This is a genomic window from Crenothrix sp., from assembly GCF_043729335.1.
In the GTDB taxonomy this organism is placed as follows: Bacteria; Pseudomonadota; Gammaproteobacteria; order Methylococcales; family Methylomonadaceae; genus Crenothrix.
In genome coordinates, this window is record NZ_JAYTLQ010000034.1 from 25,494 (window position 1) to 40,153 (window position 14,660).

At 45.0% G+C, this 14,660-nt stretch carries 14 protein-coding genes; 13 read left to right on the forward strand and 1 reads right to left on the reverse strand.

The features are described 5' to 3' along the window. Positions 1 to 32: 32 nt before the first annotated feature. The gene (folP, locus tag ACHZC4_RS08165; protein WP_394753338.1) at positions 33 to 860 is read right to left on the reverse strand and encodes a dihydropteroate synthase; all 828 of its coding nucleotides are present in this window, start codon (positions 858 to 860) and stop codon (positions 33 to 35) included. A 76-nt stretch (positions 861 to 936) separates the two neighbouring features. Between folP and ACHZC4_RS08170 the strand changes: the two genes are divergently transcribed. From ACHZC4_RS08170 to purF, 13 genes are all read left to right on the forward strand, one after another. Continuing rightward, positions 937 to 1,473 (forward strand): flavoprotein, encoded by a 537-nt coding sequence (locus ACHZC4_RS08170; RefSeq protein ID WP_394753339.1) that lies wholly within the window; start codon positions 937 to 939, stop codon positions 1,471 to 1,473. Further along, a complete protein-coding gene (locus ACHZC4_RS08175; RefSeq protein ID WP_394753340.1) occupies positions 1,470 to 2,858 on the forward strand; it encodes a DUF6513 domain-containing protein in 1,389 nt (462 codons plus the stop codon). The genes ACHZC4_RS08170 and ACHZC4_RS08175 overlap by 4 nt, the downstream gene beginning before the upstream one ends. Beyond that, on the forward strand, positions 2,855 to 3,418 hold the full coding sequence (locus ACHZC4_RS08180; RefSeq protein WP_394753341.1) for a DUF447 domain-containing protein: 564 nt from the start codon (positions 2,855 to 2,857) through the stop codon (positions 3,416 to 3,418). Before ACHZC4_RS08175 ends, ACHZC4_RS08180 begins: the two co-directional genes overlap by 4 nt. After that, entirely contained in the window at positions 3,415 to 4,089 is a 675-nt protein-coding gene (locus tag ACHZC4_RS08185) for a (5-formylfuran-3-yl)methyl phosphate synthase (protein ID WP_394753342.1), read from the forward strand. The genes ACHZC4_RS08180 and ACHZC4_RS08185 overlap by 4 nt, the downstream gene beginning before the upstream one ends. Positions 4,090 to 4,115: 26 nt before the next feature. After that, entirely contained in the window at positions 4,116 to 6,677 is a 2,562-nt protein-coding gene (locus ACHZC4_RS08190) for a response regulator (protein WP_394753343.1), read from the forward strand. Between the two features lie 102 nt (positions 6,678 to 6,779). Then, positions 6,780 to 7,412: a phosphoribosylanthranilate isomerase gene (locus ACHZC4_RS08195; RefSeq protein WP_394753344.1), complete on the forward strand. Its 633-nt coding sequence runs from the start codon at positions 6,780 to 6,782 to the stop codon at positions 7,410 to 7,412. Further along, entirely contained in the window at positions 7,409 to 8,611 is a 1,203-nt protein-coding gene (gene trpB / locus ACHZC4_RS08200) for a tryptophan synthase subunit beta (protein ID WP_394753345.1), read from the forward strand. Before ACHZC4_RS08195 ends, trpB begins: the two co-directional genes overlap by 4 nt. Beyond that, positions 8,608 to 9,411, forward strand: a complete 804-nt coding sequence (gene trpA, locus ACHZC4_RS08205; protein WP_394753346.1) for a tryptophan synthase subunit alpha — start codon at positions 8,608 to 8,610, stop codon at positions 9,409 to 9,411. Before trpB ends, trpA begins: the two co-directional genes overlap by 4 nt. Positions 9,412 to 9,432: 21 nt before the next feature. Next, entirely contained in the window at positions 9,433 to 10,398 is a 966-nt protein-coding gene (gene accD / locus ACHZC4_RS08210) for an acetyl-CoA carboxylase, carboxyltransferase subunit beta (RefSeq protein WP_394753347.1), read from the forward strand. Further along, complete coding sequence (gene folC, locus ACHZC4_RS08215; RefSeq protein ID WP_394753348.1) at positions 10,398 to 11,675, forward strand: bifunctional tetrahydrofolate synthase/dihydrofolate synthase; 1,278 nt, start codon at positions 10,398 to 10,400, stop codon at positions 11,673 to 11,675. The genes accD and folC overlap by 1 nt, the downstream gene beginning before the upstream one ends. Before the next feature lie 4 nt (positions 11,676 to 11,679). Then, positions 11,680 to 12,519, forward strand: a complete 840-nt coding sequence (locus ACHZC4_RS08220; RefSeq protein ID WP_394753349.1) for an SPOR domain-containing protein — start codon at positions 11,680 to 11,682, stop codon at positions 12,517 to 12,519. A gap of 50 nt (positions 12,520 to 12,569) precedes the next feature. Further along, a complete protein-coding gene (locus ACHZC4_RS08225) occupies positions 12,570 to 13,061 on the forward strand; it encodes a CvpA family protein (protein ID WP_394753350.1) in 492 nt (163 codons plus the stop codon). A 24-nt stretch (positions 13,062 to 13,085) separates the two neighbouring features. Next, positions 13,086 to 14,594 (forward strand): amidophosphoribosyltransferase, encoded by a 1,509-nt coding sequence (gene purF / locus ACHZC4_RS08230; protein ID WP_394753351.1) that lies wholly within the window; start codon positions 13,086 to 13,088, stop codon positions 14,592 to 14,594. Positions 14,595 to 14,660 lie beyond the last annotated feature (66 nt).

The window sequence follows — 14,660 nt, forward strand, 5'->3', positions numbered from 1 at the left end:
ACTTTCCTTACCAGCCTGGAAAAACAAGCTGCCTATAACGTCAAGCCACTGCGCTTAATCGCCCAAGCCACATCAACCGCCTGCTTATTCTCTTTAACATCATGTACCCGAAAAATCTTCACCCCCGCCATCACCCCTAAAGCCGTGGTAACTGCCGTAGCCGTCACCAGCTCATAAGGCTCAGAGACATTGCAAATACTGCCCATAAAACGCTTACGACTTGTCCCTAATAAAACCGGAAAACCCAAAACTACCAGACTATCTAACCGCGCCAACAAATCTAAGTTATCCTGTTTGCGTTTGCCAAACCCGATACCAGGATCGATAATAATATTGTCCGGTTTTATTCCCACCGCCAACGCTGCGTCAATCTTAGCCTTTAAGCTATCAACCACTTCCTGCACCACGTTATCATAATGCGGATTATCTTGCATGGTTTGCGGCGAACCCTGACGATGCATCAAAATAATCGGCACCTGCATCTGTGCCGCCAACGACAATATCGACACATCATCATCGCCCGCAGAAACATCATTGATAATATTAGCACCGGCTAACAAAGCCGCTTGAGCCACCCCGCTTAAAGTGGTATCAACGCTAATCAATACCGCAATACCCCGCTGCCGAATAGCTTGAATAACGGGTACGATACGTTGAATTTGCTCCTCAGCAGACACAGATACCGCACCGGGACGCGTAGATTCACCACCAATATCAATAATATCTGCACCAGCCGCCAACATTCGCTCAACCTGCTGCACCGCGTCATCAACCGCCAAAAACTGCCCGCCATCAGAAAAACTATCGGGGGTAACATTCAATATCCCCATAACTAGCGGCTTTTCAAGACCTCCAAACATGCGTGTAGACTCCTCACTGCGTTGCAATCCGTTGATTCAGGTATAATGGCCGTCTCTTTTAAACCACCACCGTGTAATGAAAAAACCGAGATTAGCATGGGCAATCACCGGCTCAGGCCATTATATAGAAGAATGCCTGGCTTTTCTTTTAACCCTTGATGATGTTGACTTATACATTAGCCAAGCCGGCGAAGAAGTGCTCAAAATGTACGGTGTCGACCTCTCCGAGATCCGCGCCAAAATGCCGGTTTTCCGTGACAAAACCGCCTCATCACCACCGGTTGGGCATTTTTATAAAGGCTATTACCACACGTTTGTGATGGCACCAGCCACTTCCAACACCATTGCTAAATGCGTGTTAGGCATTGCGGATAACCTGGTTACTAACCTGTATTCACAGGCCGGCAAATGCAAAGTCCCCAGTATTGTCTACCCGTGTGACATAGCCCCCGAAATGGAAACCACTGCACCTGGCGGCAAAGTAATGGTCTACCCGCGTAAAATTGACCTGGAAGGTACCGACAAAATCCGCAGCTTTGAATACACCACAGTGGTCGAAAGCGTAGAGCAATTAATCAGCGCGGTGAACACACGCTTGCAATCCCTGCCATGAGCGAACACGTCCTGTTTTTAACCGGCAAGCTGGCCGAAAAACAACTGCGTAGCATACTGGAAAAAATTCAGCCGGAATTCACTTATACCGTGCATCAACTCGGCGTAAAAGTGGCTGCGTTAATGACTACCGATATGATTGCCCGGCGCTTGATCGATACTTTCGGTGCAACTCGCATCATATTACCGGGACGCTGCCGTGGCGATATCAATGCCTTGTCACAACACTTGAATTTACCTGTAGAACGCGGCCCCGAAGAGCTGAAAGATTTGCCGATGTATTTTGGCAAAGCCGCGCATAAGTACGATTTAAGCCAATACAACGTTAAAATCTTCGCAGAAATCGTTGATGCACCGCATATTAGCATCGAAGCAATACTTGAGAAGGCTAATTATTACCGGCGCAATGGCGCGGATGTTATCGATATTGGCTGCCTACCCAGCACCGATTTTCCCCATCTGGAAGAAACTATCCAAGCTTTGAAGCAGGAAAGTTTTACGGTCAGCATTGATTCTCTGGATGACAATGATTTACTCAAAGGCGGCAAAGCCGGTGCGGACTATATGCTCAGTCTGCACGAAGATAGCCTGTGGATTGCTGATGAAGTTGCCGCTACACCGATATTAATTCCGCAAAAACACGAAGATTTGGCCTCGTTAAACCGGGCGATTGCTATTATGCAGGCCAAAAACCGCGATTTTATTGTTGATCCAATTCTTGATCCCATTCATTTTGGCTTTACCCAATCCATCGTCCGTTATCATCAGGTTAGGCAGCAACATCCTGACATTAACATGATGCTGGGCGTGGGCAATATTACCGAACTCACCCATGCCGATACTGTGGGTATGAACACGCTGCTACTGGGCATCTGTTCGGAACTGAATATCAACAATATTTTAACCACCGAGGTCAGCAAGCACGCCTGTCGCGCCGTTAAAGAAGCCGATGTGGCACGGCGCATTATGCACGCTGCCAAAGAGCAAAACACTTTACCCAAACATATCGATGCCAGCTTAATGGCCTTGCACGAGCCTGCGCCCTTTCCTTATGCGTTTAACGAAATCAAGGAACTGGCCACGCAAATTACCGATCCTAGCTTTCGCATCCAAATCAGCCAGGAAGGCGTACACATTTTTAACCGCGATGGCTTGCACAGTGCCACCGATCCTTTTGATCTGTATCCACATTTAAACGTTAAAGACGACGGTGGCCATGCTTTTTATTTAGGCGTAGAACTGGCACGCGCCGAAATCGCCTGGCAACTGGGTAAGCGTTTTAACCAGGATCAGCCTTTAAACTGGGGTTGTGCAACCGATAGTACTGAACAAACTGTTGACCTACACGCCTTTAAACCGGCGGGAAGCACCTTAAAAAAGCCATGATACAAGAAACCATAGTTAGCACACAAAACAAAAACGGTATCGTACATATTGCCCCAATGGGTATACATATCAGTGCCGATGAATTCATTATTCTACCGTTTAAGCCCTCCACCACACTGGATAATCTGTTAGAAACTAACGTCGCTGTGCTTAATTACTGCACAGATGTACGGGTATTTGCCGGTTGCTTAACCGGTCGGCGCGATTGGCCCGTTAAAGATGCCGAACGCATCGACGGTAAAGTCTTATCCTGTGCTTTGGCACATACTGAAGTTAAAGTGCTGCGTATAGAAGACGACGAGCTGCGCCCCAAACTCTATTGTCAGGCGGTACATACGGTGAATCATGCACCGTTTACCGGTTTTAACCGCGCCCAGTATGCAGTGTTGGAAGCCGCTATTTTGGTCAGCAGATTACACATGCTGCCTATTGAAAAGCTTGATGCTGAGCTGACTTATTTACAAATCGGTATTGATAAAACTGCGGGCGCTCACGAATTTGAAGCTTGGGGCTGGTTGATGACCGTGGTAGATAATTACAAAGCGACGCTAAATTTATGACAAAAATGCTCGCCAGCGTTAACAGCGTAGAGGAAGCCTTGCTGGTTTTACGAGAAAACGTTGATATTATTGACCTTAAACAACCCGCATTAGGCGCACTAGGTGCTTTGGAACTTGATGTGGTTCGAGCAATTGTCACTGCAATTGCTAAACGTCGGCCGGTGAGCGCCACTATTGGTGATTTGCCCATGCAAGCCGAGCTGATTTTCAACGCTGTACAGGCTATGGCAGAAACCGGCGTAGATTATATTAAAATCGGCTTCTTCCCTGATGCCAATTGGCAAGCCACCATTGATAAATTATCATTATTAACGAAAAAAAACCACACGCTAATCGCCGTGTTGTTTGCCGATGGACAGCCTGATCTAAACGTCATCTACGCGCTAAAACACGCAGGATTCAGCGGTGTTATGCTGGACACCATCGACAAAAAGCGGGGTTCATTAAACCAGGTTATGGCCAGTGAGACTATTCATGACTTTGTTAGTTTGGCAAAAAATCAGCAGTTATTGTGCGGATTGGCAGGCTCGTTAACATTACAGAGTATTCCCGATTTATTAAATCATCAACCGGATTATTTAGGTTTTAGAGGTGCATTATGCGAACAGCATAATAGAAGTGGACAGCTCAGCCAACACGCTATTAAACACATAAAATTAGCCATAACCTGATGTTAATGAGGACTCGCTTCTTAATAATGCGTGCAGCAAAATACCTGTTGTTAATCGGGTTGCTGGCTGGCGTTTATTTTGTTTTCGGTTTGCTAGGATTATTGCTTAAAGTTGCGCCCAGTGTAACAGGCGCCATCTGGCCACCCGCCGGCATAGCCTTGGCCGCAATATTGCTGGCGGGTAATAAAGTCTGGCCCAGTATTTTTATAGGCCAGCTTGGGATTATTATCTGGCAACTTGGTTTTAATGACGCTGCCATTAACACTGCCTGGGTAACAGGATTAGGCGCTTGCGCCTGTTCGCTTACCGGCGCTTTTGCTATTCGCCGTTTTATTGGTTTTCCCACGTCCTTAACAACCGATAAAAATATTTTAATCTTTATGTTGCTGGGTGGCTTATTAAGCTGCGCTATACCGGCATCAACTAACACTTTGTACCTAAACATTACCAACCAGATCCGCTTGCCTGACATTCCGCTTACCTGGCTCAGCCTGTGGATAAAAGATACGCTAGGGGTGTTGATATTTACGCCACTGGCACTGATTATATTTGCCGAACCTAGGAAAATCTGGTTGAAACGTCGCTATTCTGTCGGCTTACCCGTGCTTATTACCTTTGCGTTAGTGGCAGTGTTCTTTTTTTACACTAAAAAAATTGAGCATCAACAACATCAACAACAGCTCAAAGATCAATCAATGAGCCTATTTAAAGCTTTTAAAAGTCGCATCGAAGGTCATCTACAGGCAATTAATGCCAGTCGATTATTTATTGAAAGCACTAAAATCGTCAATGACACCAGTTTTTCATTGTTTACTAAAGGCACGTTATCACCGTTTAAAGAGATTGAGGCGATACGCTGGTTAAGCTACCCAGCATCTGGCATCGGTATTATTAAATTCACTTCAATCCTCAATAAAATGCCCTCCGAAAACGCTGATCCTTCTATTACCGGCACTGAAAATTTTTTGAATTTAATCAACGGTAATATATCGTTACAGGACGACGTGGTACGTATTGCCATTAAAAATGACAAAATTATTTTCATTAACCCGGTTTTTTCATTAAAAAGTCCCGACAAAAACTTACTCGGCGTTCTTGCTACCACTGTTTCTATTCAAGAACTTATCGAACAAGTATTTAAGAATACGGATGCTAATGAATTTTTTTTTACCATTAGCATTTTTAATCCCACATTAACCAATCAAATCACTGTTTATTCCAATGTAGAAGGCCATCAAGTGGATGTTTATCAGAAATATCATTTAATGATTGATAATAACCAACACTGGCAAATCAGTTTTTATCATGATTGGATTGCCGAAAAAAACCGTATTCACTGGACAATATGGGGCATTTTATTGAGTGGTTTATTATTTACCAGCCTACTCGCCATAGGGCTGTTGATGTTAACAGGACGACATTTCCGCTCTGAATTTATCATTGAGGAGCGTACCACGGCTTTGTTGCAGGCTAAAAACACCGCTGAAAAAGCCAACCAGGCTAAAAGTCAATTTTTGGCTAAAATAAGCCACGAGCTGCGCACACCGTTGAATGGCATATTAGGCTTCTCGCAGTTATTACAAAATAAATCGTCGCTTGCTGTGGAAGATAAAAAGCAAATCAATATTATTAAGCAATGCGGCGACAGTTTGTTGGCACTGATTACCGATATACTGGACATTGCCTCCATTGAATCTAAACAAATTAAAAAAGAAATCAGTGATTTTAACTTTGAAACCCTATTGGCCAATATTATCGCCATGTTCAGGCTACAGCTGGATGAAAAAAAACTCAAATTAACAATTTGTAACGCCATTATTCCGCATTCTTTTCAGGGCGACAAAAAACACATACAGCAAGTTATTGTTAACCTATTGAGTAATGCCATTAAATACACTGATCAAGGCAAAATTATCATTAGCTTCAATTATCAAAATGGCAATTTAAGCTTTTCAATTGAAGACACGGGTTGCGGTATTGCGCAAAAAGATCTCCAGCAAATTTTTTCGCCCTTTGTGCAAATTAATGCGCCTTCTTTAATAAGGGAAGGCGTAGGTCTAGGGCTTGCAATTACCCGCGAGCTGGTCACGTTAATGAGCGGAAAATTACTGGTCACCAGTAAACCCGGTATAGGTAGCATCTTTTCTGTGACCTTGCCGCTGCCGATTAGCGAAAAAGTGGCTCCATCGCCGTCCCAACCCATAACTCGCAATAAATCGGAAAACACCACGCTAAAACGCATACTGATTGCCGATGATAATGAAATTAATCTATTACTCTTGAGCAACATGCTGGAATTACAAGGCTGTACAGTTGATTCGGCCAATAATGGCCGGGAGGCTCTGCAATTAATTAAAAACCACAGCTATCAAATGGCGCTTATCGATCTCAACATGCCGGTGATGACCGGTATCCAGTTGATTAAAATACTCAGAAGCCGGCATAATCGGCTCAAAATAGCCGCTATCAGTGCCTATGCCGATCAAGATAAAATCAATGAGGCTCTGGATGCAGGCTTTGATTATTATCTTACTAAACCTATTGATAGCCATCAGCTCAATAACTTAATACATTCCCTACACACTTAAACTATTACACAGCAATGCAATTGTATTTTGAGACTCAATATGTGCGTTAATTTTGTGTTATGCTACTGAGTTAGCTTTTTAAAAAAATTCACATATCACTTTATGCGAACTCGCGTTAAAATTTGCGGCTTTACTCGTGTTGACGATGCAGTCTACGCCGCTTATGCTGGGGTTGATGCCATAGGCCTGGTGTTTTATCCACCTAGTCCACGTCATGTCAATATCGACACAGCCATCAAAATCGTCAAAGCATTACCGGCTTTTGTTACTGTGGTAGCGCTTTTTGTCGACGAACAAGAAAACGTTATCAGGGAAGTTTTGCGTCATGTGCCTATCGATTGTTTGCAGTTTCACGGTAATGAATCGGCAGCGACTTGCAGAATCTATAACAAACGTTATATCAAAGCAGTAAGCATGCAGCAAGACACCGACATTTCAGCACTGGCCGCACACTACCACGATGCCGCAGGATTATTGCTGGATACCTATCATCCAGGCGCGAAAGGCGGTACCGGACATCAATTTGATTGGTCATTGATTCCTAAGCTGCGTCCTTTGCCTATTATACTAGCCGGTGGCCTGGATGCCGATAACGCACGCCTAGCCGTACATACCGTCAGGCCTTATGCGTTAGATGTGAGCAGTGGCGTAGAATCTCAAAAAGGTATTAAAGACCAACTTAAAACCAGCGCATTTTTAAAAGAAGTTATTGAGGGTGATAAAATAATAGTATGACAGAAAAATATAATATGCCCGATGACCGGGGGCACTTTGGCAACTACGGCGGAATATTTGTTGCAGAAACGTTAATACCCCCTATTGAGGAATTAAACGAGGCGTACCAACGTTATCTAAAAGATCCTGAGTTTATTGCCGAACTGAGTGCTGATTTAAAAAATTACGTGGGACGACCCTCGCCCTTATATCATGCTGAACGCTGGAGTCGCCACTTAGGTGGCGCACAAGTTTATTTAAAGCGCGAAGACTTGAATCATACCGGCGCCCATAAAGTCAATAATACCGTCGGCCAGGCTTTATTAGCCAAACGCATGGGTAAAACCCGCATTATTGCCGAAACCGGCGCAGGTCAACACGGTGTGGCTACGGCAACCGTGGCCGCAAGATTAGGCTTGGAATGCGTAGTTTATATGGGCTCTGTTGATGTTGCCCGTCAAGCCTTAAATGTTTATCGCATGAAATTGCTGGGGGCTACTGTAGTTTCGGTTGAATCAGGTTCAAAAACCTTAAAAGATGCACTCAACGAAGCCCTGCGTGACTGGGTTACTAATGTCGACAATACCTTCTATATTATTGGCACAGTTGCAGGCCCGCACCCCTACCCTGCAATGGTCAGAGATTTTCAAACTGTCATTGGCCATGAAGCCAAGCAGCAATGTCTGGAAGCAACCGGCCGTTTACCCGATGCACTGGTGGCATGCGTGGGTGGTGGCTCCAATGCCATTGGCCTGTTCCATCCTTTTATTGATGATCCCTCAGTTGCCATGTACGGTGTAGAAGCGGCTGGCGATGGCATTGAAACAGGCCGCCATTCAGCGCCTTTATCTGCGGGAAAGCCGGGCGTATTACACGGCAATCGCACCTATTTAATGTCCGATGAAGACGGCGAAATCATCGAAACGCATTCAATTTCAGCAGGCCTTGATTATCCAGGCGTAGGCCCAGAGCATTCCTGGCTAAAAGACTCGGGGCGTGCTCATTACGTAAGCGTTACCGATACTGAGGCAATGGGCGGCTTTCATGCCCTCACTAAAATGGAAGGCATTATTCCTGCCCTGGAATCCAGCCACGCCCTCGCCTATACCATGAAACTTGCTCCGACTATGAAAAAAGACGACATCATCATCATAAATCTATCAGGTCGTGGCGATAAAGACATGCATACCATCGCTCAGCGTGAAGGAATAGAATTATGAGCCGATTAGCTGCCACCTTCGAAGTCTTAGCTAAAATAGGCCGTAAAGCATTGATTCCTTTTATTACCACCGGCGATCCTAATCCCGAATTTACCCTGCCGCTTATGCACGCCATGGTCGAAGCCGGTGTCGATATCATCGAATTAGGTATCCCTTTTTCTGATCCTATGGCTGATGGCCCGGTTATTCAACGTGCCAGCGAGCGCGCGCTTGCCCATAAAATGAGCCTGCGCCGTGTTTTGGCACTTGCTGCAGAATTCAGAAAAACCGATCAAAAAACGCCGATTGTACTAATGGGTTATGTGAATCCCATTGAAATTATGGGCTACGAAAGTTTCGCCAACGCAGCCAAACTGGCTGATATTGACGGCGTTCTTACGGTTGACTTACCCCCCGAAGAAGCGACTGAATACGGTGCTTTATTGAAAGCCCGTGGCATTGACCCGATTTTTCTGCTCGCGCCCAATAGCACAGATGAGCGTATCCAGAAAATGGATGCGCTGGGCAGCGGCTATCTTTATTATGTCTCCCTAAAAGGTGTGACCGGTGCAGGGCATTTAAATATTGCCGATGTGGAAGCCAAACTCCAGCAAATAAGAGCCAATACCCGCTTACCGATTGCAATTGGTTTTGGTGTTAAAGATGCCGCTATGGCCAAAACCCTTGCCAGTGTGGGTGATGGCGTGGTGATTGGTAGTGCACTTATCAGCAAAATAGAAGCGAATCTGGGCAATCTAGACACTGCCAAACATGACATTATTGAATTATTAGCCGCCATGCGACTAGCAATGGATGCTTAATCCAACGAGCGGAGACATAAAATGAGTTGGTTTGAAAAATTAATCCCATCAACAATCAGAACCGAACGCTCGAATAAAAAAGGCGCGGTTCCCGAAGGCTTGTGGAACAAATGCCCTTGTTGTAGTGCTATTTTGTATAACGCTGAACTTGAAAAAAACTACAGTGTCTGCCCTAAGTGTGAACACCACATGCGTATTCCAGCGAGAATACGCCTGGAAATGTTTCTGGATGAAGAGGGTCGTGAAGAAATTGCCAAACACGTAAAACCGGTTGACCCGTTAAAATTCAAAGACAGCAAAAAATACAAAGATCGCATTACTGCCGCTCAAAAACAAACCAAAGAAAATGACGCGCTGGTCGTGATGAAAGGCCAGTTACACGGGCAAGATATTGTGGCGGCGGCATTTGACTTTGATTTTATGGGCGGCTCTATGGGCTCGGTAGTCGGAGAAAAATTCATCCGTGGTGTCAATAAAAGCCTGGAATTAAATGCACCCTTTATCGTGTTTACTGCCAGCGGCGGTGCGCGTATGCAGGAGTCCTTGTTTTCGTTGTTTCAAATGGCCAAAACCAGCGCCGCGCTAAGTCGCCTTTCTCAAGCCGGCCTGCCTTACATCTCCTTTATGACCGATCCAACAATGGGCGGTGTTTCGGCCAGCTTGGCCATGTTAGGCGATATTAATGTCGCAGAGCCTAATGCGTTAATTGGCTTTGCAGGCCCCAGAGTCATTGAACAAACTGTACGCGAAAAATTGCCGGAAGGCTTTCAACGTAGTGAGTTTTTGCAAGAGCATGGCGCTATCGACATGATTATCGACCGCCGCCAAATGCGTGATAAAATTGCCAGCTTAATGTCTTTGCTCATGTCAGGCCGCCCCGTTCAGTCTATTGTTGAAATAAAAGATGCCATTGAACCCGATGAACAAGGGATTGATCTCGAAAATAGTGATGCGGAAATTCAGGAACCTGTTATCGATTCCGATTGATGATGCACTTTGACTCGTTACAGGGCTGGCTCACTTGGCAGGAAAGCCTTCATCCTTTAGCAATAGACTTAGGGCTAGAGCGGGCAGCGCACATCTATCACGTGCTTAATCCGGATGCCATAAAACCCCCTACGATTACCATTGCCGGCACTAATGGCAAGGGTTCGTGTGTGGCTTTTTTGGAGGCCATTTATGCCGCTGAAGGCTATTGTGTCGGTTCGTATACTTCGCCACATATCCAAAAATATAACGAAAGAATAAGAATAAACGGTAAACCCGTTTCCGATGCACTGATTTGTGAAGCCTTTGCACGCATAGAGTCGGCTCGCGAAGACATGTCACTGAGTTATTTTGAATTTGGCACACTGGCTGCCCTCGATATTTTTTGGCGTTTTAATGTGGATATTCAACTGCTGGAAGTCGGTATGGGTGGACGATTAGATGCAGTCAATATCATTGATGCGGATATTGCTTTGGTCTCCAGCATTCATATCGATCATGTCGATTGGCTAGGCGCTACGCGGGAAGCTATCGGCCATGAAAAAGCCGGTATTTTTAGGGCAAACACACCGGCCATTGTCGGCGACCCTAATCCTCCAGAATCATTGCGACAAAATGCCATTGACAAACACGCCTTACTTTACTGTATCGGCAAAGATTTTTCTTATCAAAAGCAGGCAACAGGTTGGAACTGGACTGCCCAGGATTACACGTTAACAGAACTCCCAGAGCCGGGTTTAAAAGGTGAGCACCAATACCGTAACGCCTCTTCTGTTATTATGGCCATACAGCAATTGAATGATCGCATGCCAGTCAAGGAATCATCTATCCGGTCCGGCTTAAAAAATGTTAACTTACCCGGGCGCTTTCAACTGATAGAACTTAACAATGCTACGCCACTGTTATTAGATGTGGGACATAATCCCGAAGCTGTAGCCACACTGGCCGATTATATCAGTGCCGCTTATCCCAAAAGACGGGTACATGCTATTTTTTCGATGATGAAAGATAAAGACATTGCCAGTGTACTGAAAATTATGGCGCCGGTCATACATGCCTGGTATTTTGTACCGCTCACCAACCCCAGAGCCATTTCTACATCCGCCGTACAAGATTTTTTTTCACAATGTCAAATCGCTAACGTATCCTTTGACTATACTGCGTTTGCTGGCGCTTTTGCCGCAGCCAAAAAAAAATGCCAAAATGACGATTTATTACTCGTTTTTGGCTCTTTTTTTTTGGTATCTGATTGCTTAAACGAACTTGAAGGTAAATAAACAAATGGATCATGAATTAAAACAACGTTTAATTGGTGCTATCGTTGTCACCGCACTGGCAGCAATTTTTCTGCCCATGTTATTCGACGACCCTATTGACAATAGCGGTCAACAAGTTAGCGAACTGACCATTCCTAAAGCGCCAGAAAACCTGGCTCAAAATGTTGAAAAAAAGTTGCCCGAGGACTTCGGTCGAGCGCTTACTGCTCCAGACCAGGAGACCAATGCCAATCCTAATAGCACGAATGACACCGCCACCACAGCTACTAGCGAAGCGCCCGATCAGGTCACACAGCCCGAAGCGTCTGTAGATGAAGAGCTGGTGGTAACTGAAGACAATGAAGAGCCTAATTTAAATCAGCACACCAAAGCCAAAGTTGGCCCAGAAACTCTCGACACCGCCGAGGTTTTAGAAGCCGATAAATCTGAGAGCGTAGAACCCGCGCCAGCTAAGCTAAAACCGGTTGCAGAGCCCGTCGTTTCAAATGTAGTCCCTGAACCGAAAATCAAGAAAAAACCTAAAAGCACTGAAATCGATAGCCATAAAACCGCATCCAAAGCAGAAAATAACCTTGAAAACACCACTGCGCATGACGCTAAAACAGCGATTGCAAAAACCAGTAGCTTGAGTCGCTGGTCTATTCAGGCCGGCAGTTTTAGTAAAAAAGAAAATGCTGTCGCCTTCTTAGAGAAGCTGAAAAAACAAGGTTTCCCGGTTACATTACAGTCGAAAGGTGATATTTACAGACTGAAAATAGGTCCCGAACTGGATAAGCAACGCGCCCTTGACATGAAAAAAAGATTGGACAAGCAAAATATTCAAGCTTTACTCATTGCCGAGTAAATTGATACATTATTTTATCGTGTTGGCCTGTTATTTAACGGGTAAGCTATATGCTCTGGATAGATAATATTATTATCGCAATAATTTTTATCTGCACTTTAGCTGGAGTTGTGCGTGGCTTGGTGGGCGAAATCATGTCGCTGGGCGGCTGGATGCTGTCAATAGGCATAGGCCTTAGCTTTAACCGGGAATTTTCGGTTTTACTTAACTTAACAGTGGCTAATCCTGCTGTTAAAGTTGCTTTGTCTTTTGTGGGTTTACTGATTATTACGTCACTCATGGGCAATACCATCAATGCCTTGTTGATTGATATTATAAGAGGCACAAACTTAAGTTTTTTTAACCGCTTTTGGGCTATGTTCTTGGGCAGCGTACACGGTATTCTTATCGTTGCAACGCTTATTCTGTTAGCCGGATTATCGCCATTGCCGTCGGAATCTTGGTGGAACAACGCATTACTGATTCCCCCATTTCAATCACTTGCTATTTTTATGAGGGATAATATCCCCTCCGAAATGGCATCTTATGTCAATTATCACTAACACTTCTACTGGGTCCAAACAATAATGTGTGGTATTGCTGCTATCGTTTCACATCAACCGGTTAATCAGGAATTATATGATGCACTTACCGTCTTGCAACACAGAGGCCAAGATGCTGCCGGTATCGTCACCTGCGAGAATGGAAGATTACATTTACGTAAGGAAAATGGCTTAACGCGTGATGTCTTCACCAATATCCAAATGTTGAAACTACGCGGAAACATGGGTATTGCCCATGTCCGCTACCCTACCGCAGGCTGTACCAGCTCTGCAGAAGCGCAGCCTTTTTATGTCAACTCACCTTTTGGCTTAACGCTTGCCCATAACGGCAATTTAACCAATACCGAAGAACTTAAAAAAGCGCTGTTCATCGAAGACCAGCGGCATCTGAATACCGATTCTGACTCGGAAGTGCTGTTGAATATTTTTGCACATGAGCTGCAAAGCCTGGGTAAGATACATCTAAGCGTCGTCGATGTTTTTGAGGCCGTAGCGGGCGTACATCGTCGCTGTAAAGGCGCCTATGCCGTGGTCATCATGATAGCAGGTTTCGGTATTTTGGGTTTCAGGGATCCTAACGGTATAAGGCCTTTAATTTTTGGCGAACGCAAAACCGACGGCCAATCTGAATTCATGATTGCATCAGAGAGTGTTGCATTGGATGTATTGGGTTTTTCGGTATTAAGAGACGTGCAACCGGGCGAGGCGGTGTTTATTGAACAATCCGGCATACTGCATACCCACCAATGCGCTTCAAAGCCTGACCATTGCCCGTGTATCTTTGAATATGTCTATTTTGCCCGACCTGATTCTATTATCGACAACATTTCTGTACACAAAGCCCGTTTACGCATGGGCGAAAAACTGGCCGCAAAAATCCTCAGAGTTTGGCCCGATCATGATATTGATGTTGTTATTCCTATACCCGATACCAGCCGCACAGCCGCGTTGCAAATGGCGTTTTTATTAGGCGTCAAGTTTCGGGAAGGGTTTATTAAAAACCGTTACATAGGCCGAACTTTCATCATGCCCGGCCAAAAAATGCGCGAAAAATCGGTACGCCAAAAACTCAATGCCATTGGCCTGGAATTTGAAGGCAAAAATGTCATGCTTGTAGATGACTCTATCGTTAGGGGCACAACTTCTGAGCAAATCATTCAAATGGCGCGCGATGCCGGTGCCAAAAAAGTCTATTTTGCGTCTGCTGCGCCACCGGTGCGCTACCCAAACGTATACGGCATTGATATGCCTGCTGCGCACGAATTAATCGCGCATAACCGCACTGAAGATGAAGTCTGTGCGGAAATAACCGCAGACCGGCTGATTTATCAAGATTTAAATGATTTAATTGATGCAGTGCGCAAAGGCAATCCCGACATTAAGCATTTTGATACCTCGTGCTTCAGTAAAGAATATATTACTGGCGATGTCGATGATGCCTATCTGGATCGCATCGAAATGCTACGCAATGACAGTGCTCAAAGCGCACGCAACACGCAATCGTGTATCATCGAAATGCAAAATAACAACTGACGCAAACACAGCAGGCAGCATGGTTAGCAACAGGGCGGCCAACAACCGCCCTTCTTTTTTTCTACT

Coding starts and splice junctions, on each gene's coding strand:
- ACHZC4_RS08220 (WP_394753349.1), top strand. CDS start 11,680: ATGGATCATGAATTAAAACAACGTTTAATTGGTGCTATCGTTGTCACC.
- ACHZC4_RS08195 (WP_394753344.1), top strand. CDS start 6,780: ATGCGAACTCGCGTTAAAATTTGCGGCTTTACTCGTGTTGACGATGCA.
- ACHZC4_RS08190 (WP_394753343.1), top strand. CDS start 4,116: ATGCGTGCAGCAAAATACCTGTTGTTAATCGGGTTGCTGGCTGGCGTT.
- trpB (WP_394753345.1), top strand. CDS start 7,409: ATGACAGAAAAATATAATATGCCCGATGACCGGGGGCACTTTGGCAAC.
- folC (WP_394753348.1), top strand. CDS start 10,398: ATGATGCACTTTGACTCGTTACAGGGCTGGCTCACTTGGCAGGAAAGC.
- accD (WP_394753347.1), top strand. CDS start 9,433: ATGAGTTGGTTTGAAAAATTAATCCCATCAACAATCAGAACCGAACGC.
- ACHZC4_RS08185 (WP_394753342.1), top strand. CDS start 3,415: ATGACAAAAATGCTCGCCAGCGTTAACAGCGTAGAGGAAGCCTTGCTG.
- trpA (WP_394753346.1), top strand. CDS start 8,608: ATGAGCCGATTAGCTGCCACCTTCGAAGTCTTAGCTAAAATAGGCCGT.
- ACHZC4_RS08175 (WP_394753340.1), top strand. CDS start 1,470: ATGAGCGAACACGTCCTGTTTTTAACCGGCAAGCTGGCCGAAAAACAA.
- ACHZC4_RS08170 (WP_394753339.1), top strand. CDS start 937: ATGAAAAAACCGAGATTAGCATGGGCAATCACCGGCTCAGGCCATTAT.
- ACHZC4_RS08225 (WP_394753350.1), top strand. CDS start 12,570: ATGCTCTGGATAGATAATATTATTATCGCAATAATTTTTATCTGCACT.
- purF (WP_394753351.1), top strand. CDS start 13,086: ATGTGTGGTATTGCTGCTATCGTTTCACATCAACCGGTTAATCAGGAA.
- folP (WP_394753338.1), bottom strand. CDS start 860: ATGTTTGGAGGTCTTGAAAAGCCGCTAGTTATGGGGATATTGAATGTT.
- ACHZC4_RS08180 (WP_394753341.1), top strand. CDS start 2,855: ATGATACAAGAAACCATAGTTAGCACACAAAACAAAAACGGTATCGTA.